The sequence below is a fragment of the Xanthobacter aminoxidans genome, from assembly GCF_043193615.1.
Lineage (GTDB): Bacteria > Pseudomonadota > Alphaproteobacteria > Rhizobiales > Xanthobacteraceae > Xanthobacter > Xanthobacter aminoxidans.
This window is the reverse complement of sequence record NZ_JBAFUS010000005.1, coordinates 369,233-389,230: the sequence shown is the minus strand read 5'-3', so window position 1 is coordinate 389,230 and position 19,998 is coordinate 369,233. Positions and strand designations below refer to the sequence as shown.

15 protein-coding genes are annotated in these 19,998 nt (G+C 68.1%); 10 read left to right on the top strand and 5 right to left on the bottom strand.

The genetic code is table 11. The features are described from left to right. The first annotated feature begins 806 nt into the window (after positions 1-806). The 4 genes from V5F74_RS22310 to V5F74_RS22295 all read left to right on the top strand — a co-directional run bounded on the left by V5F74_RS22310 (position 807) and on the right by V5F74_RS22295 (position 5,915). Positions 807-2,783, top strand: a complete 1,977-nt coding sequence (locus tag V5F74_RS22310; protein ID WP_038192833.1) for a M23 family metallopeptidase — start codon at positions 807-809, stop codon at positions 2,781-2,783. Positions 2,784-2,974: 191 nt separating this feature from the next. After that, positions 2,975-3,901 carry a hypothetical protein gene (locus tag V5F74_RS22305; protein ID WP_394010004.1) on the top strand — a complete coding sequence of 309 codons (927 nt, stop codon included), beginning with the start codon at positions 2,975-2,977 and terminating at the stop codon, positions 3,899-3,901. Between the two features lie 48 nt (positions 3,902-3,949). Next, entirely contained in the window at positions 3,950-4,870 is a 921-nt protein-coding gene (locus tag V5F74_RS22300) for a hypothetical protein (RefSeq protein WP_394010003.1), read from the top strand. A 118-nt stretch (positions 4,871-4,988) separates the two neighbouring features. Next, entirely contained in the window at positions 4,989-5,915 is a 927-nt protein-coding gene (locus V5F74_RS22295; protein WP_394010002.1) for a hypothetical protein, read from the top strand. A gap of 7 nt (positions 5,916-5,922) precedes the next feature. Here the strand turns inward: V5F74_RS22295 and V5F74_RS22290 are convergent, their stop codons facing one another. The 3 genes from V5F74_RS22290 to clpB form a co-directional block, all read right to left on the bottom strand. Then, positions 5,923-6,342: a DUF2267 domain-containing protein gene (locus V5F74_RS22290; RefSeq protein ID WP_394010001.1), complete on the bottom strand. Its 420-nt coding sequence runs from the start codon at positions 6,340-6,342 to the stop codon at positions 5,923-5,925. A gap of 64 nt (positions 6,343-6,406) precedes the next feature. Further along, on the bottom strand, positions 6,407-7,426 hold the full coding sequence (locus V5F74_RS22285; RefSeq protein ID WP_394010000.1) for a hypothetical protein: 1,020 nt from the start codon (positions 7,424-7,426) through the stop codon (positions 6,407-6,409). Positions 7,427-7,562: 136 nt separating this feature from the next. Further along, positions 7,563-10,202 carry an ATP-dependent chaperone ClpB gene (clpB, locus tag V5F74_RS22280; RefSeq protein ID WP_029556386.1) on the bottom strand — a complete coding sequence of 880 codons (2,640 nt, stop codon included), beginning with the start codon at positions 10,200-10,202 and terminating at the stop codon, positions 7,563-7,565. A gap of 326 nt (positions 10,203-10,528) precedes the next feature. Between clpB and V5F74_RS22275 the strand changes: the two genes are divergently transcribed. Genes V5F74_RS22275 through V5F74_RS22260 form a run of 4 tightly spaced genes read left to right on the top strand, consistent with a single transcriptional unit; the run spans position 10,529 to position 13,362 of the window. After that, positions 10,529-11,350 (top strand): MOSC domain-containing protein, encoded by an 822-nt coding sequence (locus tag V5F74_RS22275; protein ID WP_394009999.1) that lies wholly within the window; start codon positions 10,529-10,531, stop codon positions 11,348-11,350. A 48-nt stretch (positions 11,351-11,398) separates the two neighbouring features. Continuing rightward, a complete protein-coding gene (locus V5F74_RS22270; protein ID WP_029556384.1) occupies positions 11,399-11,746 on the top strand; it encodes a lysozyme inhibitor LprI family protein in 348 nt (115 codons plus the stop codon). Between the two features lie 14 nt (positions 11,747-11,760). Continuing rightward, positions 11,761-12,504: a pyrimidine 5'-nucleotidase gene (locus V5F74_RS22265; RefSeq protein WP_029556383.1), complete on the top strand. Its 744-nt coding sequence runs from the start codon at positions 11,761-11,763 to the stop codon at positions 12,502-12,504. A 15-nt stretch (positions 12,505-12,519) separates the two neighbouring features. Beyond that, positions 12,520-13,362, top strand: a complete 843-nt coding sequence (locus tag V5F74_RS22260) for a GNAT family N-acetyltransferase (protein WP_029556382.1) — start codon at positions 12,520-12,522, stop codon at positions 13,360-13,362. A gap of 257 nt (positions 13,363-13,619) precedes the next feature. Here V5F74_RS22260 and V5F74_RS22255 read toward each other — a convergent pair whose 3' ends face one another. Both V5F74_RS22255 and V5F74_RS22250 read right to left on the bottom strand, forming a co-directional pair. Next, positions 13,620-14,978 carry a sigma-54-dependent transcriptional regulator gene (locus V5F74_RS22255; RefSeq protein ID WP_029556381.1) on the bottom strand — a complete coding sequence of 453 codons (1,359 nt, stop codon included), beginning with the start codon at positions 14,976-14,978 and terminating at the stop codon, positions 13,620-13,622. Further along, a complete protein-coding gene (locus V5F74_RS22250) occupies positions 14,975-16,843 on the bottom strand; it encodes a sensor histidine kinase (protein WP_029556380.1) in 1,869 nt (622 codons plus the stop codon). The genes V5F74_RS22255 and V5F74_RS22250 overlap by 4 nt, the downstream gene beginning before the upstream one ends. Before the next feature lie 281 nt (positions 16,844-17,124). Here V5F74_RS22250 and V5F74_RS22245 point away from each other — a divergent pair, with 281 nt between their 5' ends. Further along, the gene (locus V5F74_RS22245; protein ID WP_038192827.1) at positions 17,125-18,489 is read left to right on the top strand and encodes a dicarboxylate/amino acid:cation symporter; all 1,365 of its coding nucleotides are present in this window, start codon (positions 17,125-17,127) and stop codon (positions 18,487-18,489) included. A 135-nt stretch (positions 18,490-18,624) separates the two neighbouring features. Next, positions 18,625-19,884: a chromate efflux transporter gene (chrA, locus tag V5F74_RS22240; protein ID WP_394009998.1), complete on the top strand. Its 1,260-nt coding sequence runs from the start codon at positions 18,625-18,627 to the stop codon at positions 19,882-19,884. The last annotated feature ends 114 nt before the right edge of the window (positions 19,885-19,998 follow it).

Genomic DNA, 19,998 nt, shown 5'->3' with positions numbered 1-19,998 from the left:
GTGGAAGCCGAAGCCTCCCTGCCCTAGAAGGGCCGATCGACGCGTCGTCCTCCGGCTTCTTAACCGGCGGCTTCACAACAGTAAAGTCGTGAGGAGCGTCGGAGACGCGCTGTCGATCCGTCCAGTTGGCGGCGGCAGCGCGTCGTCGATGGGCGGTTTATAGGGGCAACCCCCTTCCGGTGTCAACACCCCCGTTTTCGTCCTTCATGAACCCCATGTGACGCTGTGGGCAAATCCCCACCTACCAGGCCACCGCCCGTTGCAGTGCAACGATTTTCGGCCTGTGGACATGTTGCGCCGCGAGACCCGCCGGAAGCGCAGCCGGCGAAGGGTCGATGGAAAAATGCGGATTCTTTTTCGGCTTCGGTCTCCGGTTTTCCGCAAAGCCGACCGCATCGCACGCCCCCGTCTGGAAGCCGCCTCTCGCGTGCGCGCGCGTATAGAGGGTGTTTCCACGCTTTCTCCCGCCAGCCACGCCGTGAACCGGCCTCGGCGATCACGGATGAGGTCCACGCCATGCTTTCGCCGTCTCCTCCCCCTCACATGCGCCGCCTCGAACGGGCGGGTTTGCGCCGCATCATTGACGGGTCGTGAGGCGGAAGGCATGTTCGCCGAACGTCTTGTTCGCCGAATGTGTTGGCGGGAGTCCTGATCGCTTGTTCCGACAGGCCTTCCCGCAGGAAACGGCCAGTGCGCCGCACGCGCGCACGCAGCTGAGGGACGCAGATTTGTACCATCGACGATCAGCCGGAGACTGGCGCGACGCCACGAGCGCTGCCGGACTTGGCGACGACCCCCCGCTCGGGGTGGACGGAGACGAAGAGGACATCGACCGGCGCCGCGTCTCCGTACGCTGGTTCGCCGCCACGCTGCTCACGGCCTTGTGTGGTTCGTTCCTGATGGGCGGCGCCGTCTATGCGGCGCTGGACGGCGAGCATCGCTTTGCGCTCATGCCGGAAAAGGTGCGCAACGCCATCCGCGGCGCTCTGGCCGTGGGCGAGCGCCCGGTCAATTCCGTCCGCAAGGGCGATCGCATGTCGCTGCTCGGCGACGCGCCGACCGCCCGCCAGACCTTCCGCGTCTCCACCGCCACCAAGATGGGCGACCGGGAGATCATCAAGGTACGGCCCTTCACCCGGGTGGCGGCGAACCTCGCCATGAGCACCACCTCGGTCTCCACCAACATCCCGCGCTTCAACCCCGCCCAGCTCGTCGCCGATTCCAGCAAGGACGAGACCGCGCCCCAGGCCGAGCCCACCGGCGAAGTCACGCTGGTGATGCGCGACATCTCCAGCCTGCCCCCGAGCACCCGGCTTGGCGCCGCCACCTCCATGGAGAACGTGCTGGTGAAGGTGCGCGAGGTGGCCGAGCTCACCCGCGTGCAGCCCGGCCAGGCCGGCTTGCCCGCCGCCATCGTCGGCGCCCAGCCCGGCTTCTCGCCGCAGGCCGCGTCCGCGCCCTATCTGTCCTATGCCAGCGTCGGCAACGCGCTCGGCTCGCCCGGCCTGCCGGCCTCGGCGGTCCCGGCCGGCCACGCGCCCCCCGGCGCGGCCAACGCACCTGCGCCGGTCATTCCGGCCAATATCAGCTTCGTGCCCAAGACCTCCGACGAGACCTCCGGCGGCAACGACTGGTCGGACGCCACGGTGGTGGTGAAGAAGGGCGATACCATCGTCTCCATTCTCATGGACAACGGCGTCTCCAAGGAAGACGCCCGCGCCGCCGCCGCCGCCTTCCAGCGCGGCCGGGACGGCACCGTGAAGGACGGCTTGCGCATGCACCTGCTGCTGCAGGAAGAAAACAAGCGCGTGCGCCCGCTGCGCATCTCCATCTTCAGCGACCTCGGCCACGAGGGCACCGTCGCGCTCTCCGACAAGGACGAGTTCGTGAACGTGCCGGAGCCCTCCGAGACCGAGATGGCCGGCGTCTCCGAGGATACGGACGAGGACGACAGCGGCCCCGGCATCCGGCTTTATGAGAGCATCTACGAGACCGCGCTGCGCAACGACGTGCCGCGCAGCGTCATCGCCGACATCATCCGTGTCTATTCCTTCGACGTGGACTTCCAGCGCCGGGTGAAGCCGGGCGATAATTTCGAGGTGCTGTTCTCGGACGATCCGGGCGCCTCCAACGACGTGCTCTACGCCGCCCTCACCGTGAACAAGGAGACGCGGCGCTACTACCGCTTCCAGACCACGGACGACGGGCTCGTCGACTATTATGACGAGGACGGCAAGAGCGCGAAGAAGTTCCTGGTGAGAAAGCCCATGACGGGCGGCATCATGCGCTCGCCCTTCGGCTATCGCCGCCACCCGATCCTCGGCTATTCCAAGCTGCACACGGGCGTGGACTGGGCGGACGCCATCGGCTCGCCCATCTATGCCGCGGGCAACGGCACCATCATCTACGCCAACTGGAAATCCGGCTACGGCAAGCACACGGAAATCCAGCACGCCAACGGCTACGTCACCACCTACTCGCACCAGTCGGGCTTCGCCCGCGGCATCCGCGAGGGCGTGACGGTGCGCCAGGGCCAGCTCATCGGCTATCTCGGCAACACCGGCCTCTCCACCGGCCCGCATCTGCACTACGAAGTGAAGATCAACGGCAACTTCGTCGATCCCATGCGCATCCGCCTGCCGCGCGGCCGGGCGCTGGACGGCAAGTTCCTCGCCGAGTTCAGGAAGGAGCGGGAGCGCATCGAGGCCCTGCTCAGCCACGCCCCGGTGCCGCCGAAGGTGGCGAACGCCGGCTCTTCCAAGACCCGCGCCGCCAGCAACTGACCCGCCCTGTTCCGGCCCGCCGCCGCAGCGCGCGGGCCGGAACGCGCTTCATCAAAAGACCGCTGGACACGCGAAATGGCGCCGCAGGCGCGGCCGCACTTCGCCACAAACAAAGCTTGACCTTGGGGACGGTTCAGCTACCGCTGCGACCGGTTGAAAGCCACATCTTTCCCTCCCAGAGGACTGCCCCCATGAGCGGCCCCTTCCGTGGTTCGGTTCGTTCCCTCGCCTGCGCCCTCATCCTCTCCACCGCGCTGCCCGCGCTCGCCGCCGCCGACCCGCTGAGCGACTATGTCGCCGCCCGCGACAAGGCCACGGCCGACGCCCTCGCCGCCGCCAAGGCCGACAAGAGCGGCGACCCCGCCGTCATCAAGCGCGAAGAGGCCGCGCTCAAGGATCTCGGCAAGCGCATGACGGCCCTTATCGGCCCGGTGAAGTTCAAAGGCCTCGGCTCACCGGAATATACGCTGCGCGTGCTGACCTACGACGAGAACACCCCCGCGCAGGATCTGGGCGGCATCGCCTTCGCCGACAAGGATTTCAACACCCGCCTGGTGGTGGCGCCCGAAAGCATCTTCACCGGCTGGCTCGCCACCCGCGCCAAGGATCCGGACGCCCCGAAGGCCTTCGCCTCCGGCGTGAAGGCGGCGGCGGGAACGCCTGAATTCTACACCAACGCCGTTGGCTTCGACGGCGGCTTCTACCAGCCCTATGTGGAGCTGCCCGTGGCCGCCGTGCCGGGCGAAACCGCCGTCGCGTGGCTCGGCCTCCAGACCGAGGAGCCCTCCGGCAACACCGCGCCCAACGAGGTCGCCATCGTGCGCATCGGCGGCGGCATGGCCATGGTGGGCGTCGCCATGGTGAAGCTCGGCGACAAGCCGATCCCCGCCTGCGACGCCATCTGGCAGCCCTTCAAGACCAAGGCCGACGCGCTGCAGAAGCAGGTGGAGAAGGACAACAAGGACCAGGACCCGCGCTGGGAGCAGATCACCAAGATCCAGGACGAGGGCTCCAACGCCTATCGCGCCTGCTTCATGAAGGAGGCCCCGAGCCAGCCCTTCTTCGCCGCCGCGGTGAAGAAGGCGGAAGCCTTCCTCGCCACCGCGCGCGGGCAGTGAGACCCTCCCGCCTGCACCTGATCGATCCCCCTCATCCGGAGACCTGACATGCGCCGCCCCGACCGCTGCCGCCCGGCCGCAAGCCCGCTTTTCCTTGCAATGGCGTTCGCGATGGGGCTGGCCGGCGGCGCCGGGGCGGCGCCGGCGGATGACTATATCGCGGCGCGGGACAAGGCCGTGGCGGCGCTGGCCGCCGCGGAGAAGGGGGGCGCGACCCCCGAGGATCTGGAGAAGCGCGATGCCGCCGCCCGCAAGGCGCTGGAGCAGAAGATGAGCGCACTCCTCGGCCCGCTTCAGCTCAAGGGGCTCACGGCCAGCTTCTCCCCCGCCACCCTGCTGGATGGCAACATCGAATCCGGCGGGCCGGACGGCCTCCTGTTCGCCGACAAGGATTTCACCACCCGCGTGCTGGTCTCCCCGGAGCCGGTGTTCGCCAACTGGCTGGCGGCGCAGGCGAAGCACGAGAACGCCGCCCCGGCCCTCGGACAGGGGATCGCGGCGGCGACGGGCAGCGAGGAATTCTACACCCTCGCCATCGGCGCCGAGGCGGCCTTCTCCAGCTACATGGAGCTGCCGGTGACGGCCGCCGCGGGCGAGACCGCCTCGGCCGCCCTCGGCCTGTTCAGCCAGGACATTTCCGCCAACACGCTGCCCGACGCCGTGGTCGTCACCCGGGTGGCGAACGGCCGGGTTGCCGTGGCCACCACCCATGTGAAGCTTCCCATCAAGTCCCTGCCCGTCTGCGACAAGGCCTTCAAGGCGACCACCGCAAAGGCCGAGGCGCTGCGCGCCGCCGCGGAAAAATCCAAGAAGCAGGACGATCCGCGCTGGGAAGAGGCGAACAAGGCCGACGTGGATGCCTCCAACGCCTTCCGCGCCTGCTTCGCCAAGGAGGCCCAGGGCCAGCCCTTCCTCGCCGCCGCGGTGAAGCGCGCCGAAACCCTGCTCGCCACCGCCCGGGGCCAGTGAGCGCATAGCCCGCGCGGTGCCGGTGGAAGACCGGGGACGCGGCGGGGCCATCCATTGATTTTTACCAATGGCGGCGCAGATTGCGCCGCCATTGTCGTTTCAGCACACGAGAGTCCCCATGACGCGCCCCGATCGCCGCCGCCCCCTCCTCCGGCTGGCTTCGGCCCTGCTCACGGCGGGACTTCTCACCGGCGGGCCGGCGCATGCGGGGCCGGCGGAAGACTATATCGCCGCCCATGCCAAGGCCCTGGCGGACGTGGCCGCGGCGGCGAAGGCGGGCAAGAGCGACGGCGAGCTGGACGCGCTCGGCGCTCCGCTGCTGAAAGATCTGGAAAAGCGGATGGTCGCCCTCATCGGGCCCATCGCCTTCAAGGGCACGCAGAAGAAGCCCATCTTCATGCCCTCCTCGCTCAACGCCGAATATCTGGAATCCAAGGAGCCGGACGGCCTGCTGTTCTCCGGCACCAACCTCACCACCCGCTATTTCGTCTCCCCCGAGCCGGTCTTCACCGACTGGCTCGCCGCCCGCGCCAAGGAGGAGGACGCCGACCCGGCGCTGCGCCTCGGCCTCAAGGGGGCCATGGGCACGGAGCCCTTCTATTTCGCCGTGCTGGGCGCGGATGCCGCCTTCATCAAATACATGGACCTGCCCGTGACCGCCGGCGAAGGCGAGAGCGTCACCGCCGCGCTCGGTCTCTTCACCCAGTCGGGCCAGCAGAACGACCCGCCCAGCAGCATCGTCTTCACCCGCATCGGCGACGGCCGCGTGGTGGTGGGCACGGCGGACCTCAAAGCCACCATCAAGCCCCTGCCGGCCTGCGAGAAGATCTGGAAGGAGGCCAACGCCAAGGCCACCAGGCTTGAGGATGCCGCCGGCAAGACCCGCAACGACGAGGACCCGCGCTGGAAGGAAGCCGAGCAGGTCCGCGAAGCCGGCGGCGACGCCTTCCGCGCCTGCTTCGTCAAGGCCGCCCTTAGCCTGCCGTTCTTTCCCGGCGCGGTGAAGCGGGCGGAGGAGCTGGTGCAGGCGGCACGGGGGAAGTAGGGGGGCGTCAGGCTTTCCAGTAGTCGGCCGCGCCCTCCGGCAGGGTGGCGAGGACGCGGTCGAGCTGTTCCCCGTCCATGTTCCGCCGGAGCGCCGCCGCCACGTCGGCGACGGCCGAGGCCGGCGCGAAATTGTGGTGCCGGCGCAGGTCCTGCACCTCCGCCGTCATCGTCTCCCGATCCGCGAACGGCCGCCGCGGCTCGGCCGTGTCCCAGTCCGCCACGAAGATGGCCCGCAGCACGGGCGGCAGCACCCCGGCAAAGCGGATCGCCTCCTCCACCGACAACCGCCGCCGGAACACCACCAGAACCCCCTCCACCATGGTGTAGGTCTGATTGCGCGTGGCCAGCCCGGCCGTGTCCCGCGCGTCGGCGAGGAAGCGGTCGAACTCTTCGGTGGCGTGCTGGAGGTCGAGGGGGATGGGCATGGGGTCGGGAATTCTTGCCTTCCTCATATAAAAGGGAAAGGTCTCTCATCTGTGAAGCAAGGATCTAGGCCACTGTCGTCATATCTGACCACCAAAAACGCTTTTTATTAATGACATCAGCAAGTTGCAAGAGGCCAACATTTGCCGGATCACGAATAAAAACGCGGTAGCCGGGCGCCATTTCGCGCGGCATAGCGATCATCGAGGCAAAAGAACCCACAATCCGGTTACAAGCGTCGATAGTTCCGAATATGATATTAGCAATCCAAGGAATTAAGGAGACCAAATTTTCGTTGTATCTATGCTCATCGGTCCATAAAAATTCTGAAAATGCCGGCGCCTTGGGATCTACGCAAAAGCCCTTTTCTGTCGCAAAAACGGTCTCAACACTTCCGCCGCCATGAATTATTTTATCCCGAATTCTCAAAAGCGACACATAGAATGGCGATAGCCTGTGATATTCCTCGGCCAACGAAATGGGAATTGCGTATTTATCAGTTAATTCCTCAACAGACTTAGCCTCGCCCCGCTCACGGATGGCAGTTTTTGTAAATTTATCTGGCAACTTGTGACGCCGCCTGATGGCATCTCGCTCTAAATCGCTCAGCGTGATGCAATTATTCCACAGAAAAGCTATGACCTCCTGAATCAGATCAAACACAGATCTTGACACAGTCACTATATACTCAAGTTCTGACTTAACGAACGAACTAATAATGCTTGAATCTATTACATCTTTCTTATCGAAAAAATGTCTTAATTTGCATAAGCTGGTCGCAAGAAGATGAAAATCATCCTGTATGCCTAACATTAATTTGTTTATTTCAGGCCAAGTCGCCCTTTGCCACATTAAATCAATGAATTCTATATAAATATCAGACTTGGTAACAGGCTCTTTCGCAATGTAGTTAGAATGTACTGCATCAACAATTTGCAGCTTTATAATAGAACCGGGCGGCGCCTCGGTCCATAGATGCCATTCGGACCCATCCCAGAATGGCATAATCAGTATCGACCGCCCATCAACGGCCTGTGGATCAAGATATACAATCTTTCTAAGCTCTAGATAGGAAATTGATCCCATCCTGTAATCCTCATCAACGGATTAATGGAAACCGTCCGGCATCGCATAATGCCTTTGACCCCCAGCATCATGATCCATTAAAACCCCCGGCGCTCGCACGCCGGGGGTCCATCTCACACCCTAAACCCCAGTCCCCTCAGGCCGCCTGATCCACCTTCGCCGCTTCGCTGGTGAAGGTCAGGTGGCCGTCGGCCAGCCCCACCTTCACCTTGGCGCCGTCGAGGATCTCGCCGCCGAGGATCTTCTCGGCGAGGGGGTCCTGCACCAGCTTCTGAATGGTGCGCTTCAGGGGGCGCGCGCCATAGGCCGGGTCGTAGCCCTTGTCGCCGAGGAAGTGCCGGGCCTCGGGCGAGATCTCGATGGTGATCTTGCGATCCTCCAGCAGCTTGCGCAGCCGGCCCATCTGGATGTCCACGATGGTGTCCATCTGGTCCCGCTTCAGGCGGTGGAACATGACGATCTCGTCGATCCGGTTGACGAATTCCGGGCGGAAGTGACGCCGCACGGCCCCCATCACCATGTCGTAGGCCTCCTCGTCGGACACCACCTGGTCGCCCTCGTGGCCCGGCACCTTGAAGCCCATGGGCTGGCGCGGGTCGGCGAGGAATTCGGCGCCGAGGTTGGAGGTCATGACGATGAGCACGTTGCGGAAGTCCACCGTGCGGCCCTGTCCGTCCGTCAGGCGCCCGTCGTCGAGCACCTGCAGGAGGACGTTGAACACGTCCGGATGCGCCTTCTCCACCTCGTCGAACAGCACCACCTGATAGGGCCGGCGCCGCACGGCTTCGGTCAGCGCTCCGCCCTCGTCATAGCCCACATAGCCGGGAGGCGCGCCGATCAGCCGGCTCACGGAGTGCTTCTCCATGTATTCCGACATGTCGATGCGCACCATCGCCGTCTCGTCGTCGAACAGGAACTCGGCCAAAGCCTTGGTCAGCTCCGTCTTGCCGACGCCCGTGGGGCCGAGGAAGAGGAACGAGCCGATGGGCCGGTTCGGGTCCTGAAGGCCGGCGCGGGCGCGGCGCACGGCGGTGGAGACGGCGGCCACCGCCTCCGACTGGCCAACCACGCGCTTCGCCAGCTCCAGCTCCATGCGCAGGAGCTTCTCGCGCTCGCCTTCGAGCATCTTGTCCACCGGCACGCCGGTCCAGCGGGAGACGACGCCGGCGATGTGGCTGGGCGTCACCGCCTCTTCCACCATGCCGCCGGCCGCGCCCGCCTTCTCGATGTCGGCGAGCTTCTTCTCCAGCTGCGGGATCACCGAATAGGTGAGCTCGCCGGCCTTCTGGTATTCGCCCTGCCGCTGCGCGGAGGCGAGATCGGCGCGCGCCTGGTCGAGCTTGGCCTTGACGGTGGTCGCCTCGCCCAGCTTCTCCTTCTCGGACTTCCACTTGGAGGTGAGGACGGAGGCCTTCTCCTCGAGGTCCGCCAGCTCCTTCTCGGAGCGCTTCAGGCGGTCCTTGGAGGCGCTGTCGGTCTCCTTCTTCAGGGCCTCCTGCTCGATCTTGCGACGCATGATCTCGCGGTCGAGGCTGTCCAGCTCCTCGGGCTTGGAATCCACCTGCATGCGCAGGCGCGAGGCCGCCTCGTCCACAAGGTCGATGGCCTTGTCGGGCAGGAAGCGGTCGGTGATGTAGCGGTTGGAGAGAACCGCCGCAGACACCAGCGCCGAGTCGGTGATGCGCACGCCGTGGTGCAGCTCGTACTTCTCCTTCAGGCCGCGCAGGATGGAGACGGTATCCTCCACCGTGGGCTCGGAGACGAAGACGGGCTGGAAACGACGGGCCAGGGCCGCGTCCTTCTCCACGTGCTTGCGATACTCGTCGAGCGTGGTCGCGCCGACGCAGTGCAGCTCGCCGCGGGCCAGGGCGGGCTTCAGCAGGTTGGACGCATCCATGGCGCCGTCGGTCTTGCCGGCGCCGACGAGGGTGTGCATCTCGTCGATGAAGAGGATGATGCCGCCCTCGGCCGCCTCGACTTCCGAAAGCACGCTCTTCAGGCGCTCCTCGAACTCGCCGCGATACTTCGCGCCGGCGATGAGGGAGCCCATGTCGAGCGAAAGCAGGCTCTTGTCCTTCAGGCTCTCGGGCACGTCGCCGTCCACGATGCGGCGGGCGAGGCCCTCCACGATGGCGGTCTTGCCGACGCCGGGCTCGCCGATGAGCACGGGATTGTTCTTGGTGCGGCGCGCCAGCACCTGAATGGTGCGGCGAATCTCCTCGTCACGGCCGATGACCGGGTCAAGCTTGCCGTCCCGCACGGCCTGGGTGAGGTCGCGGGCATATTTCTTCAGCGCATCATAGGCGTTCTCGGCGGTGGCGCTGTCCGCGGTGCGGCCCTTGCGCAGGGCCTCGATGGCCGCGTTCAGGGTCTGCGGGGTCACGCCCGCCTTCGCCAGCATCTTGCCGGCGTCGGTGTCCTTCTCGATGGCGAGGGCCAGCAGAAGCCGCTCGACGGTGACGTAGCCGTCACCCGCCTTCTTGGCCGCCTGCTCGGCGGTCTCGAACACCTTGGCGAGCTGCTGGGACACGTAAACCTGCCCCGAGCCGCCCGACACCTTCGGCAGCTTCTTCAGCGCCGCTTCCACCTCGGCGCGCACCAGCGTGGGATTGCCGCCCGCGCGCTGGATGAGGCCCGAGCACAGGCCTTCGGGATCGTCCATCAGCACCTTCAGGAGGTGCTCCGGCGTGAACTGCTGGTTGCCCTCCCGCACCGCCAGCGACTGGGCGGACTGGACGAAGCCACGCGCGCGCTCGGTATAGATCTCAAAATTCATCTGTCTCTCCTCCTTCCCGCGCCCGATACCTTCCAAGAAGCATAGGGGGCGCGGCGGGACACGGTCCCGGCATCCCCGGCTACCGTCGCGCAGGCGGAACAAACCCGCGCCGTGCCTCATGTGGGTGTGGCCCCGCTGCAACGGAAGGGGGTGGCTGCACGATTTCAAGCCGGCCGGGCCAAACCGCGCCGCCACCGCCCTCCGCTCGATCGAGGCTAGGTCCGGCACGCCGCCATCGCCTTGATCCAGGTGAAAATTCACCCGCCCTTGACCGGACCGGCGGGGCATGGGACGCCGGGGCCTCCGGACCTGAAGGAGCGCCCCGCATGCCCGTGCCGTCCGTCTCTTCTGCCCCTGCCATTCCGGCCGCCGAGCTGCCCCCCGCCGCCGTCACCGCCCTCTACCGCCATCCGGTGAAGGGCCTGTCGCCCGAGGCACTGGACGCCGTGGAGCTGACCGCCGGCGCCTTCTTCCCGAACGATCGCCTCTATGCGGTGGAGAACGGCCCCAGCGGCTTCGATCCGGCCGAGCCCGCCTATCGGCAGAAGACCGCCTTCCTCATGCTGATGCGGGACGCCCGCCTCGCCGCCCTCGCCTCCCGCTATGACGTGGCGACGGCGACGCTCACGCTCGCCCTCGACGGCCACGAGGTGGTGGCGGCCAACCTTTCGACGCCCGAGGGACGGGCGGAGGTGGAGGCCTTCCTCACCTTCTATATGGGCGAAGAGGCGCGCGGCCCGCTGAAGCTGCTGACCGCGCCCGAGGGCTTCCGCTTCACGGATTCGCTGCGCTCCGGCTTCCTCTCTCTTCTCAACCTCGCGAGCGTGCGCGACCTCGGCGCGCGGATGGAGGCGGAGCTGGACCCCCGCCGCTTCCGTATGAATTTGCATCTGGAGGGCTGGCCGGCCGGCGCGGAGCTGGAGATGGCCGGCGCCCGGCTCGATGTGGGCACGGCGCGCATCGCCATCCTCAAGCGCACCGAGCGCTGCGCGGCGGTGAACGTGAACCCCGCGACCGCCGCCCGCGACCTCAATGTGGTGAAGGGCCTCGTGTCCGCCTACGGCCACGCGGACTGCGGGATCTATGCCAAGGTGGTGCGCTCCGGCCGAGTCCGGGTGGGCGACACCCTGCGGCCCGCCGCCGACTGATCCGCCAATCCCGCCACGCACCAATCCCGCCACTCAAGGGAGAAACCCATGCGCCTGAAGTCCGCTGTCCTCGCCGCCACGCTCGCCGCGATCCTCATCGTTCCCGCGTCCGCCGCGAGCTTCTCGTGCAACGGTGTCAGCGCGCCGGACGAGGTGGCCATCTGCAAGAGCTGCGACCTCGCCCAGCTCGACGTGAAGATGGCGACGCTCTACGGCGTCATCACCAAGATGGTGGGCATGGGCCAGCGCGGCGCGATCCAGGACGACCAGCGCGCCTGGCTGGTGGAGCGCGCCGCCTGCAAGGCCGACGCGGCCTGCATCTCCAATGCCTACCAGACCCGCATCCGCGCCATCGAGGGGATGCTCTCCGACATCTATTCCCGCGGCCCGTTCTGAGGCATGGTCCGCCGATGATTTTGTCTTCTCCCGCAGCGCTTTCATCGGCGGCCTTCGAGGCCGTGGACACCTGGGTGTTCGACCTCGACAACACCCTCTATCCCGCCCAGCACGACCTCTGGGGCCAGATCGACGCCCGCATGAAGGCGTACATCTCGAACCTTCTCGGCATCGCGCCCGAGGAGGCCTTCCGCATCCAGAAGGATTATTACCGGCGCTACGGCACCTCCCTGCGCGGGCTGATGATCGAGCACGGGGTGGAACCCGCCGCCTTCCTCGCCCATGTGCACGACGTGGACCTCTCGACCCTCGACGCCTCCCCCCGCCTCGCTGCCGCCATCGAGGCGCTGCCGGGTCAGAAGCTGGTCTATACCAACGGCTCTGAGCGCCACGCCCGCAACGTGCTGGAAAAGCTCGGCATGGATGCGCACTTCACCGCCGTGCACGACATCGTGGCCGCCGAATTCCACCCCAAGCCCACCGAGGAGGCCTACGAGCGCTTCCTGCGTGCGCACGGGGTGGAAGCGACCCGCGCCGCCATGTTCGAGGACCTCGCCCGCAATCTGGAAGTGCCCCACCGCCTCGGCATGGTGACGGTTCTGGTGGTGCCTCCCGGCCAGACGGTGGCGGCGCGCGAGAGCTGGGAGTTCGAGGGCCGCGAGGACGCCTATGTGAACCACGTCACCGAAGACCTCGCCGGCTTCCTCGAGACGGTCGCCCGCGACCTGCCCCCGCCGCCGGCGGCCGATCCGGAGTAAAGGGAGGACCACGCCATGGCCGGCGCCACCCGCAGCATCCGCACCCTCACCCCGGTCGAGGTGGACACCGCCGTGGACTGGGCCGCCCGCGAGGGCTGGAACCCCGGCCTTGCCGACGCCGCCGCCTTCCTCGCGCAGGATACGCACGCCTTCCGTGGCCTCTTCCTCGATGGTGCGCTGGCCGCAGTGATCTCGGCGACGCGCTATGAGGGCGGCTTCGCCTTCGTCGGCTTCTACATCTGCCGCCCGGATCTGCGCGGCGAAGGCCATGGCCTCGCGCTGTGGCAGGACACCTTCAGGCGGCTCGACGGCCCGGTGGGGCTCGACGCGGTGGTGGAGCAGCAGGGCACCTACGCCCGCGACGGCTTCAAGCGCGCCTACGCCAATTTCCGCTTCGGCGGCATGGCGCCGGAGGCCGCGCCCGACCCGCGCGTGGTGGACATCACGCCCGCCCACCGCGATGCCGTCACGGCGCTGGACCGCGCCTGCTTCGGCTTTCCCCGCCCGAACTTCCTGAAGGCGTGGCTCGCCCCGCCGCAGGGGCGTGCCTGCGTCTTCGTGGCGGACGGCGCGGTGAAGGGCTATGGCGTCCTCCGCCGTTGCCGGGCGGGATGGAAGATCGGCCCGCTCTTCGCCGACGACGCGGCGGTGGCCGGCGCGCTCTTCTCCACCCTCGCGCGCACGGCGGCGGGCGATCAGGTGTTCCTCGACATTCCCGATCCCAACCCCGCCGCCCGCGCCCTCGCCGAAGGGGCGGGGCTCACCCCGGTGTTCGAGACCAGCCGCATGTATCGCGGCTCGGGGCCGGATCTGCCGCTCGATCGCATCTTCGGCATCACCACGTTCGAGCTGGGGTGAGGGGGAGCGCTTTAACCGCCGGTGACCTCGGCCATAGGGGCGCCGGCTGACGGGCCGGGGCCGTTATCCCGACACTGACCTCACCGCCGTCATGGCCGGGCTTGTCCCGGCCATCCACGTCGGGCCGATTCTGAAGATGGTTGGCAGCTACTCCCGGCCGCGCCACGTGGTTGCCCGGCACAAGGCCGGGCATGACGATGGTGAATGGGGTTCGAGCGCGCGACTGTTCCGCGGTGGATGATCGTGATGCCGCCCCCTCACCGCCCGCCGCGATACGCCGCCTGGTCGATGCCGTGGCGGCGGAGCTTGTCGTAGAAGGTCTTGCGGGGGATGCCGAGGGCGGCCACGGTGGCCTGCACGTCGCCCTTGTGCGCCTCCAGCGCGGCGCGGATTTCCTGCGCCTCGAAGGCGTCCACCCGCTCCGGCAGGGTGCCCTTGCCGCCGTCGGCCTCGGCCGGAACGGAGGCAGGCTCCGGCTCCACCAGCCCCAGCGCGACGCGTTCGGCATAATGCACCAGCTCGCGCACATTGCCCGGCCAGTCATGTTCGGCGAGATGACGCAGCACGCTGGCGTCCAGCTCCGGCGGCGCCCGGTTGAAGCGCTCCGCCGCGCGGGCGAGGAAGTGGCCGAACAGCAACGGCACGTCGCCGCGCCGGTCGCGCAGGGCCGGGATGCGCACCGAGGCGACGTGCAGGCGGTAATAGAGATCCTCGCGGAAGCTGCCCTGCCGCACCAGCGCCGGCAGGTCCACCTTGGAAGCGGCGACGACGCGGATGTCCACCCGCCGCGTCTCGTTGGTGCCCAGCGGCGCGATCTCGCGCGCCTCCAGCACGCGCAGCAGCTTCACCTGGAGGGCCGGTGACATGGCCTCGATCTCGTCGAGGAAGAGCGTGCCGCCATGGGCGTGCTCGATGCGCCCCACCCGCTTCTTGAGCGCCCCGGTGAAGGCGCCGGCCTCGTAGCCGAACAGCTCGCTCTCGATCACCGTCTCCGGCAGCGCGCCGCAATTCACCGCCACCAGCGGGCGGGTGGCGCGGCGGCTCCAGCGGTGGAGGGCGGTGGCCACCACCTCCTTGCCGGAGCCGGTCTCCCCCTCCACCAGCACGTCCACGTCCGCATCGGCAATCTGGCGCAGCATCTGCCGCAGGCGCGCCATGACAGCGCTGGTGCCGAGCAGCGGCAGGTCGTCCTGCGTGGTGGCGACGGCGCGCTTCAGCTCGCGGTTTTCCAGCACCAGCCGGCGGCGGTCGAGGGCGTGGCGGATGCTGGCGACGAGCCGCTCGGAGGCATAGGGCTTGGCGAGGAAGTCGTAGGCGCCCTCGCGCATGGCATCCACCGCCATGGCGATGTCGCCGTGACCGGTAATCAGGATGACCGGCAGGTCCGCGTCCCGCGCCCTCAGCCGGCGGAACAGCTCCAGCCCGTCGATGCGCGGCATGCGCACGTCGGTCACGACGACGCCGGGAAAGTCCGCGTCGATCGCCTCCAGCGCCTCCAGCGCCGAGGCGTAGCCGGCGACCGTGAGGCCGGCCAGCATCAGCGCCTGCACGTTGGCCGCGCGCAGAGCCGGATCGTCGTCGATGAAGGCCACGTCCACCGCGTTGCTTTCCGTCATGCCGTGCCGGCTCCGGTGTCGAGTCCCCGGGCGCGGGGCAGGGTGACGGTGAAGACGGCGCCGCCGTCATTCTCCACCTTCAGGCTGCCGCCGCACTCGGCGATGATGTCCTTGGAAATGACGAGGCCCAGCCCCAGCCCCTGCGGCTTGGTGGTGTTGAAGGGCAGGAAGAGCGCCCCCAGCATCTCCTCCGGCAGGCCCGGACCATTGTCGGCGACGGTGACCACCACCGTGTCGGGCCGGGTCTCGACCCGGATGCGGATTTCCCCGTCGCGCCGCGTGCCGATGGCCTCGGCCGCGTTCTGGATGAGGTTCACCAGCACCTGCTCGAGGCGCATGCGGTCGCCCGTCACCGCCACGTCCGGGCGGTCGATGTCGAGGGCGAGAGCGATGTCGGTCTGGAGCAGGCGATAGCGCATCAAGAGCAGCGCGCCGTCGATGACCGGGGCGAGCGCCACCGGCTCGATGCGGGCGGCGGACTTCCGGGCGAAGGCGCGCAGCTCTCCGGTGATGGCGCCGATGCGCTCGGTCAGCGCGGCGATGGTGTCGAGATTGGCGGCGGCGGCGGCCGGCTCGCCGCGGTCGAGGAAGGCGCGGGAATTCTCCGCGAAGGTGCGGATGGCCGCCACCGGCTGGTTCACCTCATGGGCGACCCCGGCGGCGATCTGGCCGAGCACGGCGAGCTTGGAGGCCTGCACCAGTTCGTCCTGCAAAGCGTCGAAGGCGAGGCGCGCGCGGCGGCGCTCCTCCATCTCCGTCACCAGTTGCGCATTGGCGGCGGACAGCTCCGCCGTCCGCTCGACGACGCGGGCCTCCAGCGCCCGGCGCGCCTCCGCTTCCCGCGCCAGCGCCCGGACGCGGCGGCGGCGCCGGGTCCACCACACTCCGGCCGAGCCGAGGCCGACGACGCCGGCGAGCGCCGCCGAGGCGCGGGCCGCCGTGGTGGCGAGGCGCGTCGTGGCTGATGTGGGGGCGAGCACGGTGAGCGTCCACGAGGTGGAAGGCACGGGCATGTCCACCGCGACGAAATCCTGCGCCGCATTTCGGCCGGGCAGGCGCAGGCGCAGGACGCCACCTTCCTCGGGCGAGGGGCCGAGATCGAGCCGGGTGAGGGGCGAATCGCCGAATTGCAGGCTCTCGCGGATGGCATCGCGCTCCACCGGATCGAGCGCCACGGTGGTGCGGAAGCGGAAGGCGGGCTCCGAGGCGATGAGCACGATGTGCCGCTCGTCGGTGACGAAGGTGGGTTCGGCGAAGCGCCGCCATGCGGCCTCCAGCGCGTCGAACTCGGCCTTGAGCACGAGCACGCCGAGCACCCGCCCCTGCGCCTCCACCCGCTGCGCCAGATAAAGGCCCGGCTTGCGGCTGACCGTGCCGAAGGCGAAATGCTCCGCCCGCCCCTCGGCCAGCGCCACGCGGAAATAGGGGCGAAAGCCGTAGTCGGAGCCGAGGAAACTCTCCGGGGTCCGGTAGTTGCTGGCCGCGACCGTGTGGCCCTCGGCATCTATGAGATAGATGACGCCGGTGCGCACCCCCTCCGCGAGGGCATCGAGCCGCCGGTCGAGGGCGTCGAGGCGGGCCGGGTCCGGCGCCTCCAGCGCGCCGCGCACCTCCGGGTCCTGCGCCAGCACCACGGGCAAAGAGCGCTGCTTGTCGATCTCGCTGCGCAGCACCGCGACGCGCAGCGCCGCCGCCGTCTCGGCGGAGGCCGCCACCTGCGCCACCGCCCACCGGCGGGCCGCATAGTCCGCCACCCGGTCCAGCGTGACCATCAGCGCCAGCGCAGCCAGCGCCGTGCCGCCCACCGTCAGCAGGCGGCGGCGGGAGGGGCGTTCAGGGCTCGGCGGGACGCCCGGCTCGGCCACGGAGGCTCTCCTGATGTGCGGATTTCCGCACAGATTTTGACGGCAATGTGCGCCTCACCGCACGCGGAGTCGAGAGGGGCGGCGGAGCCTCGCGGAGAAAACATTTCGAATCAACGTGTTGCGCGTGCTCCGCGTCCCGCTCTGAACTGGCATGCGCCTTGCGCAGAGGGAAGCGTCGAACGGCGCGCTGCGCCGGCCCTTAACGAAGCATCCGATCCTGAAGTGCCCAGGCCAGAGCGGCCGCAAGAGGCACCAACGGCCCGGCGGAGGAAGGTCCTGAGATGGCCCACGCTATACCGGCGCATCCCGCGCCCCATCACCATTACCCCCGCAAGTTCTACCATCACCTCTATTTCCAGGTGATCGTGGCGATCATCGCCGGCTCGCTGCTCGGCCATTTCTATCCGGACTTTGGCGCCAGCCTGAAGCCGCTGGGCGATGCCTTCATCAAGCTGGTGAAGATGGTCATCGCCCCCGTCATCTTCCTCACCGTCGTCACCGGCATCGCCGGCATGCGCGACATGGGCAAGGTCGGCCGCGTGGCCGGCAAGGCCATGATCTACTTCCTCACCTTCTCCACGCTGGCCCTCGTCATCGGCCTCATCGTGGCGAACGTGGTGCAGCCCGGTGCAGGGCTCAACATCGATCCCAAGACGCTGGATCCCAAGGCCGTCGCCACCTACGCGGCGAAGGCGCATGACGCCTCCATCATCGGCTTCCTGATGGACATCATCCCGGCGACGCCGGTGTCGGCCATGGCCAATGGCGACATCCTGCAGGTGCTGTTCTTCGCCGTGCTGTTCGGCATCGCGCTCGGCGGCGTGGGCGATCTCGGCACCCCGGTGCTCAAGGTGCTCACCTCCGCCTCGCACGCCATGTTCCGGCTGGTGGCCATCGTGATGAAGGCGGCGCCCATCGGCGCGTTCGGCGCCATGGCCTTCACCATCGGCAAGTACGGCATCGGCTCGGTGAAGAACCTCGCCTTCCTGATCTTCACCTTCTACCTCACGGCGGCGCTGTTCGTGTTCATCGTGCTGGGCCTCGTGGCGCGCTACAACGGCTTCTCCCTGTGGAAGCTGCTGCGCTACATCCGCGAGGAACTGCTCCTCGTGCTCGGCACCTCCTCCTCGGAAGCGGCCCTGCCCGGCCTGATGCTGAAGATGGAGCGCGCCGGCTGCGCCAAGTCGGTGGTCGGCCTCGTGATCCCCACGGGCTATTCGTTCAACCTCGACGGCACCAACATCTACATGACGCTGGCGGCCCTGTTCATCGCCCAGGCCACCGGCATCCATCTCTCGCTGGAAGAGCAGGTCCTGCTGCTACTGGTCGCCATGCTGTCGTCCAAGGGCGCGGCGGGCATCACCGGCGCGGGCTTCATCACCCTGGCCGCGACGCTCTCGGTGGTGCCGTCGGTTCCGGTGGCGGGCCTTGCCCTCATCCTCGGCATCGACCGCTTCATGTCCGAGTGCCGCGCGCTCACCAACTTCGTCGGCAACGCGGTGGCCACCATCGTGGTCGCCCGCTGGGAAGGCGAGCTGGACAAGGCGAAGCTGCTGCGCGTGCTCGACGGCGAACCCATCTCGCTGGAAGACGAGTTCGACGAGGGCCTCATCTCCACCGCCCCCGGCGTGAAGGCCGTCGCCTGAGGCCACCGCGCGCGGCGCGACACCGGTCCTCCCCAGCTGCCCGCCTCTCCGGAGGCGGGCTTTTTTGTTTGCCGCGCCGCGCTTGACCGGCCGGGGCGGCGATGACATCCAGACCCTGAGGATCAGGAGCTGACCATGGCGGATGAAGCGGTCGAAACGCCGGAAGAGAAGTCGGCGGGCTCTGTCGGCGAGGTGTTCCGCGCCTTCCTGAAGCTGGGGCTCATGTCCTTCGGCGGCCCCATCGCCCATCTCGGCTATTTCCGCGCCGAGCTGGTGGAACGCCGCCGCTGGATCGACGACGCCGGCTATGCGGACCTCGTGGCGCTCTGCCAGTTCCTGCCCGGCCCGGCCTCCAGCCAGCTCGGCTTCGCCCTCGGGATCATCCGGGGCGGCGGATTTCTCGGCGGGCTCGCGGCCTGGGCCGGCTTCACTTTGCCCTCGGCCATCCTGCTCGCCGCCCTCGGCCTGCTCTCCTCCTATGTGGGCACCGCCGCCCTTTATGGCGGCGTCATCGGCGGCATCCTCCACGGGCTGAAGCTCGTCGCCGTCGCCGTGGTGGCGCAGGCGGTGTGGGGCATGGCGCGGACGCTGACCCCCGACCAGCCGCGCGCCGGCATCGCGCTGAGCGCCATCGTCATGGTCACCCTCGCCGCTGGCAGCTTCGGTCAGGTGGCGGCCATCGCCATGGGCGCGATCGCCGGGCTGTTCCTGTGTCAGGACGAGAACCCGCCGGCCGGGAGCGCAACTGCGACGCCCGCCGTCAGCCATCTGCCGGTGCCCCTCGAGCGGCGGACGGGGGCCATCCTGCTCGTGGTCTTCGCCTTGCTGCTGGTGCTGCCGCCCCTCTTCAAGGCAGCATCGCCCTATATCGGCGTGTTCGAGTCCTTTTATCGCTCCGGCGCCCTGGTGTTCGGTGGCGGCCATGTGGTGCTGCCGCTGCTGCAGGCGGAAGTGGTGACCACCGGCTGGGTGCTGCCCGGCCAGTTCCTCGCCGGCTACGGCCTCGCCCAGGCGGTGCCCGGCCCGCTCTTCACCTTCGCCGCCTGGCTCGGCGCGGTGATGGCCCCGCCGGCCGGCGGGATGACAGGCGCGGTGGTGGCGCTGGTGGCGGTGTTCCTGCCCGGCCTGCTGCTGGTGACGGGCATGCTGCCCTTCTGGAGCACGCTGCGCGGGCTGCCGCTGGCCCAGGCCGCCATGCGTGGGGCCAATGCGGCGGTGGTGGGCATCCTCGGCGCGGCGCTCTACACCCCGGTCTTCACCGGTGCCGTGCAGCGGCCGATGGACTTCGCCGCCGCCATCACCGGTTTCCTGCTGCTGACGGTGTGGAAGGTGCCGCCGCTGGCGGTGGTGGTGGTGCTGGCCGTGCTCGGCCCGTTCCTGACCGGGCTCTATTAGGGCCTTCGCGCGCCGGCACCCGCGCCGACCTCAGGCTCGCGCAAGCCTCGCCCGGCATGCTGCGGCGACGTCCCCGATCCGCGTACAAGACGGAGCGCCATGCGCATCCGCGGC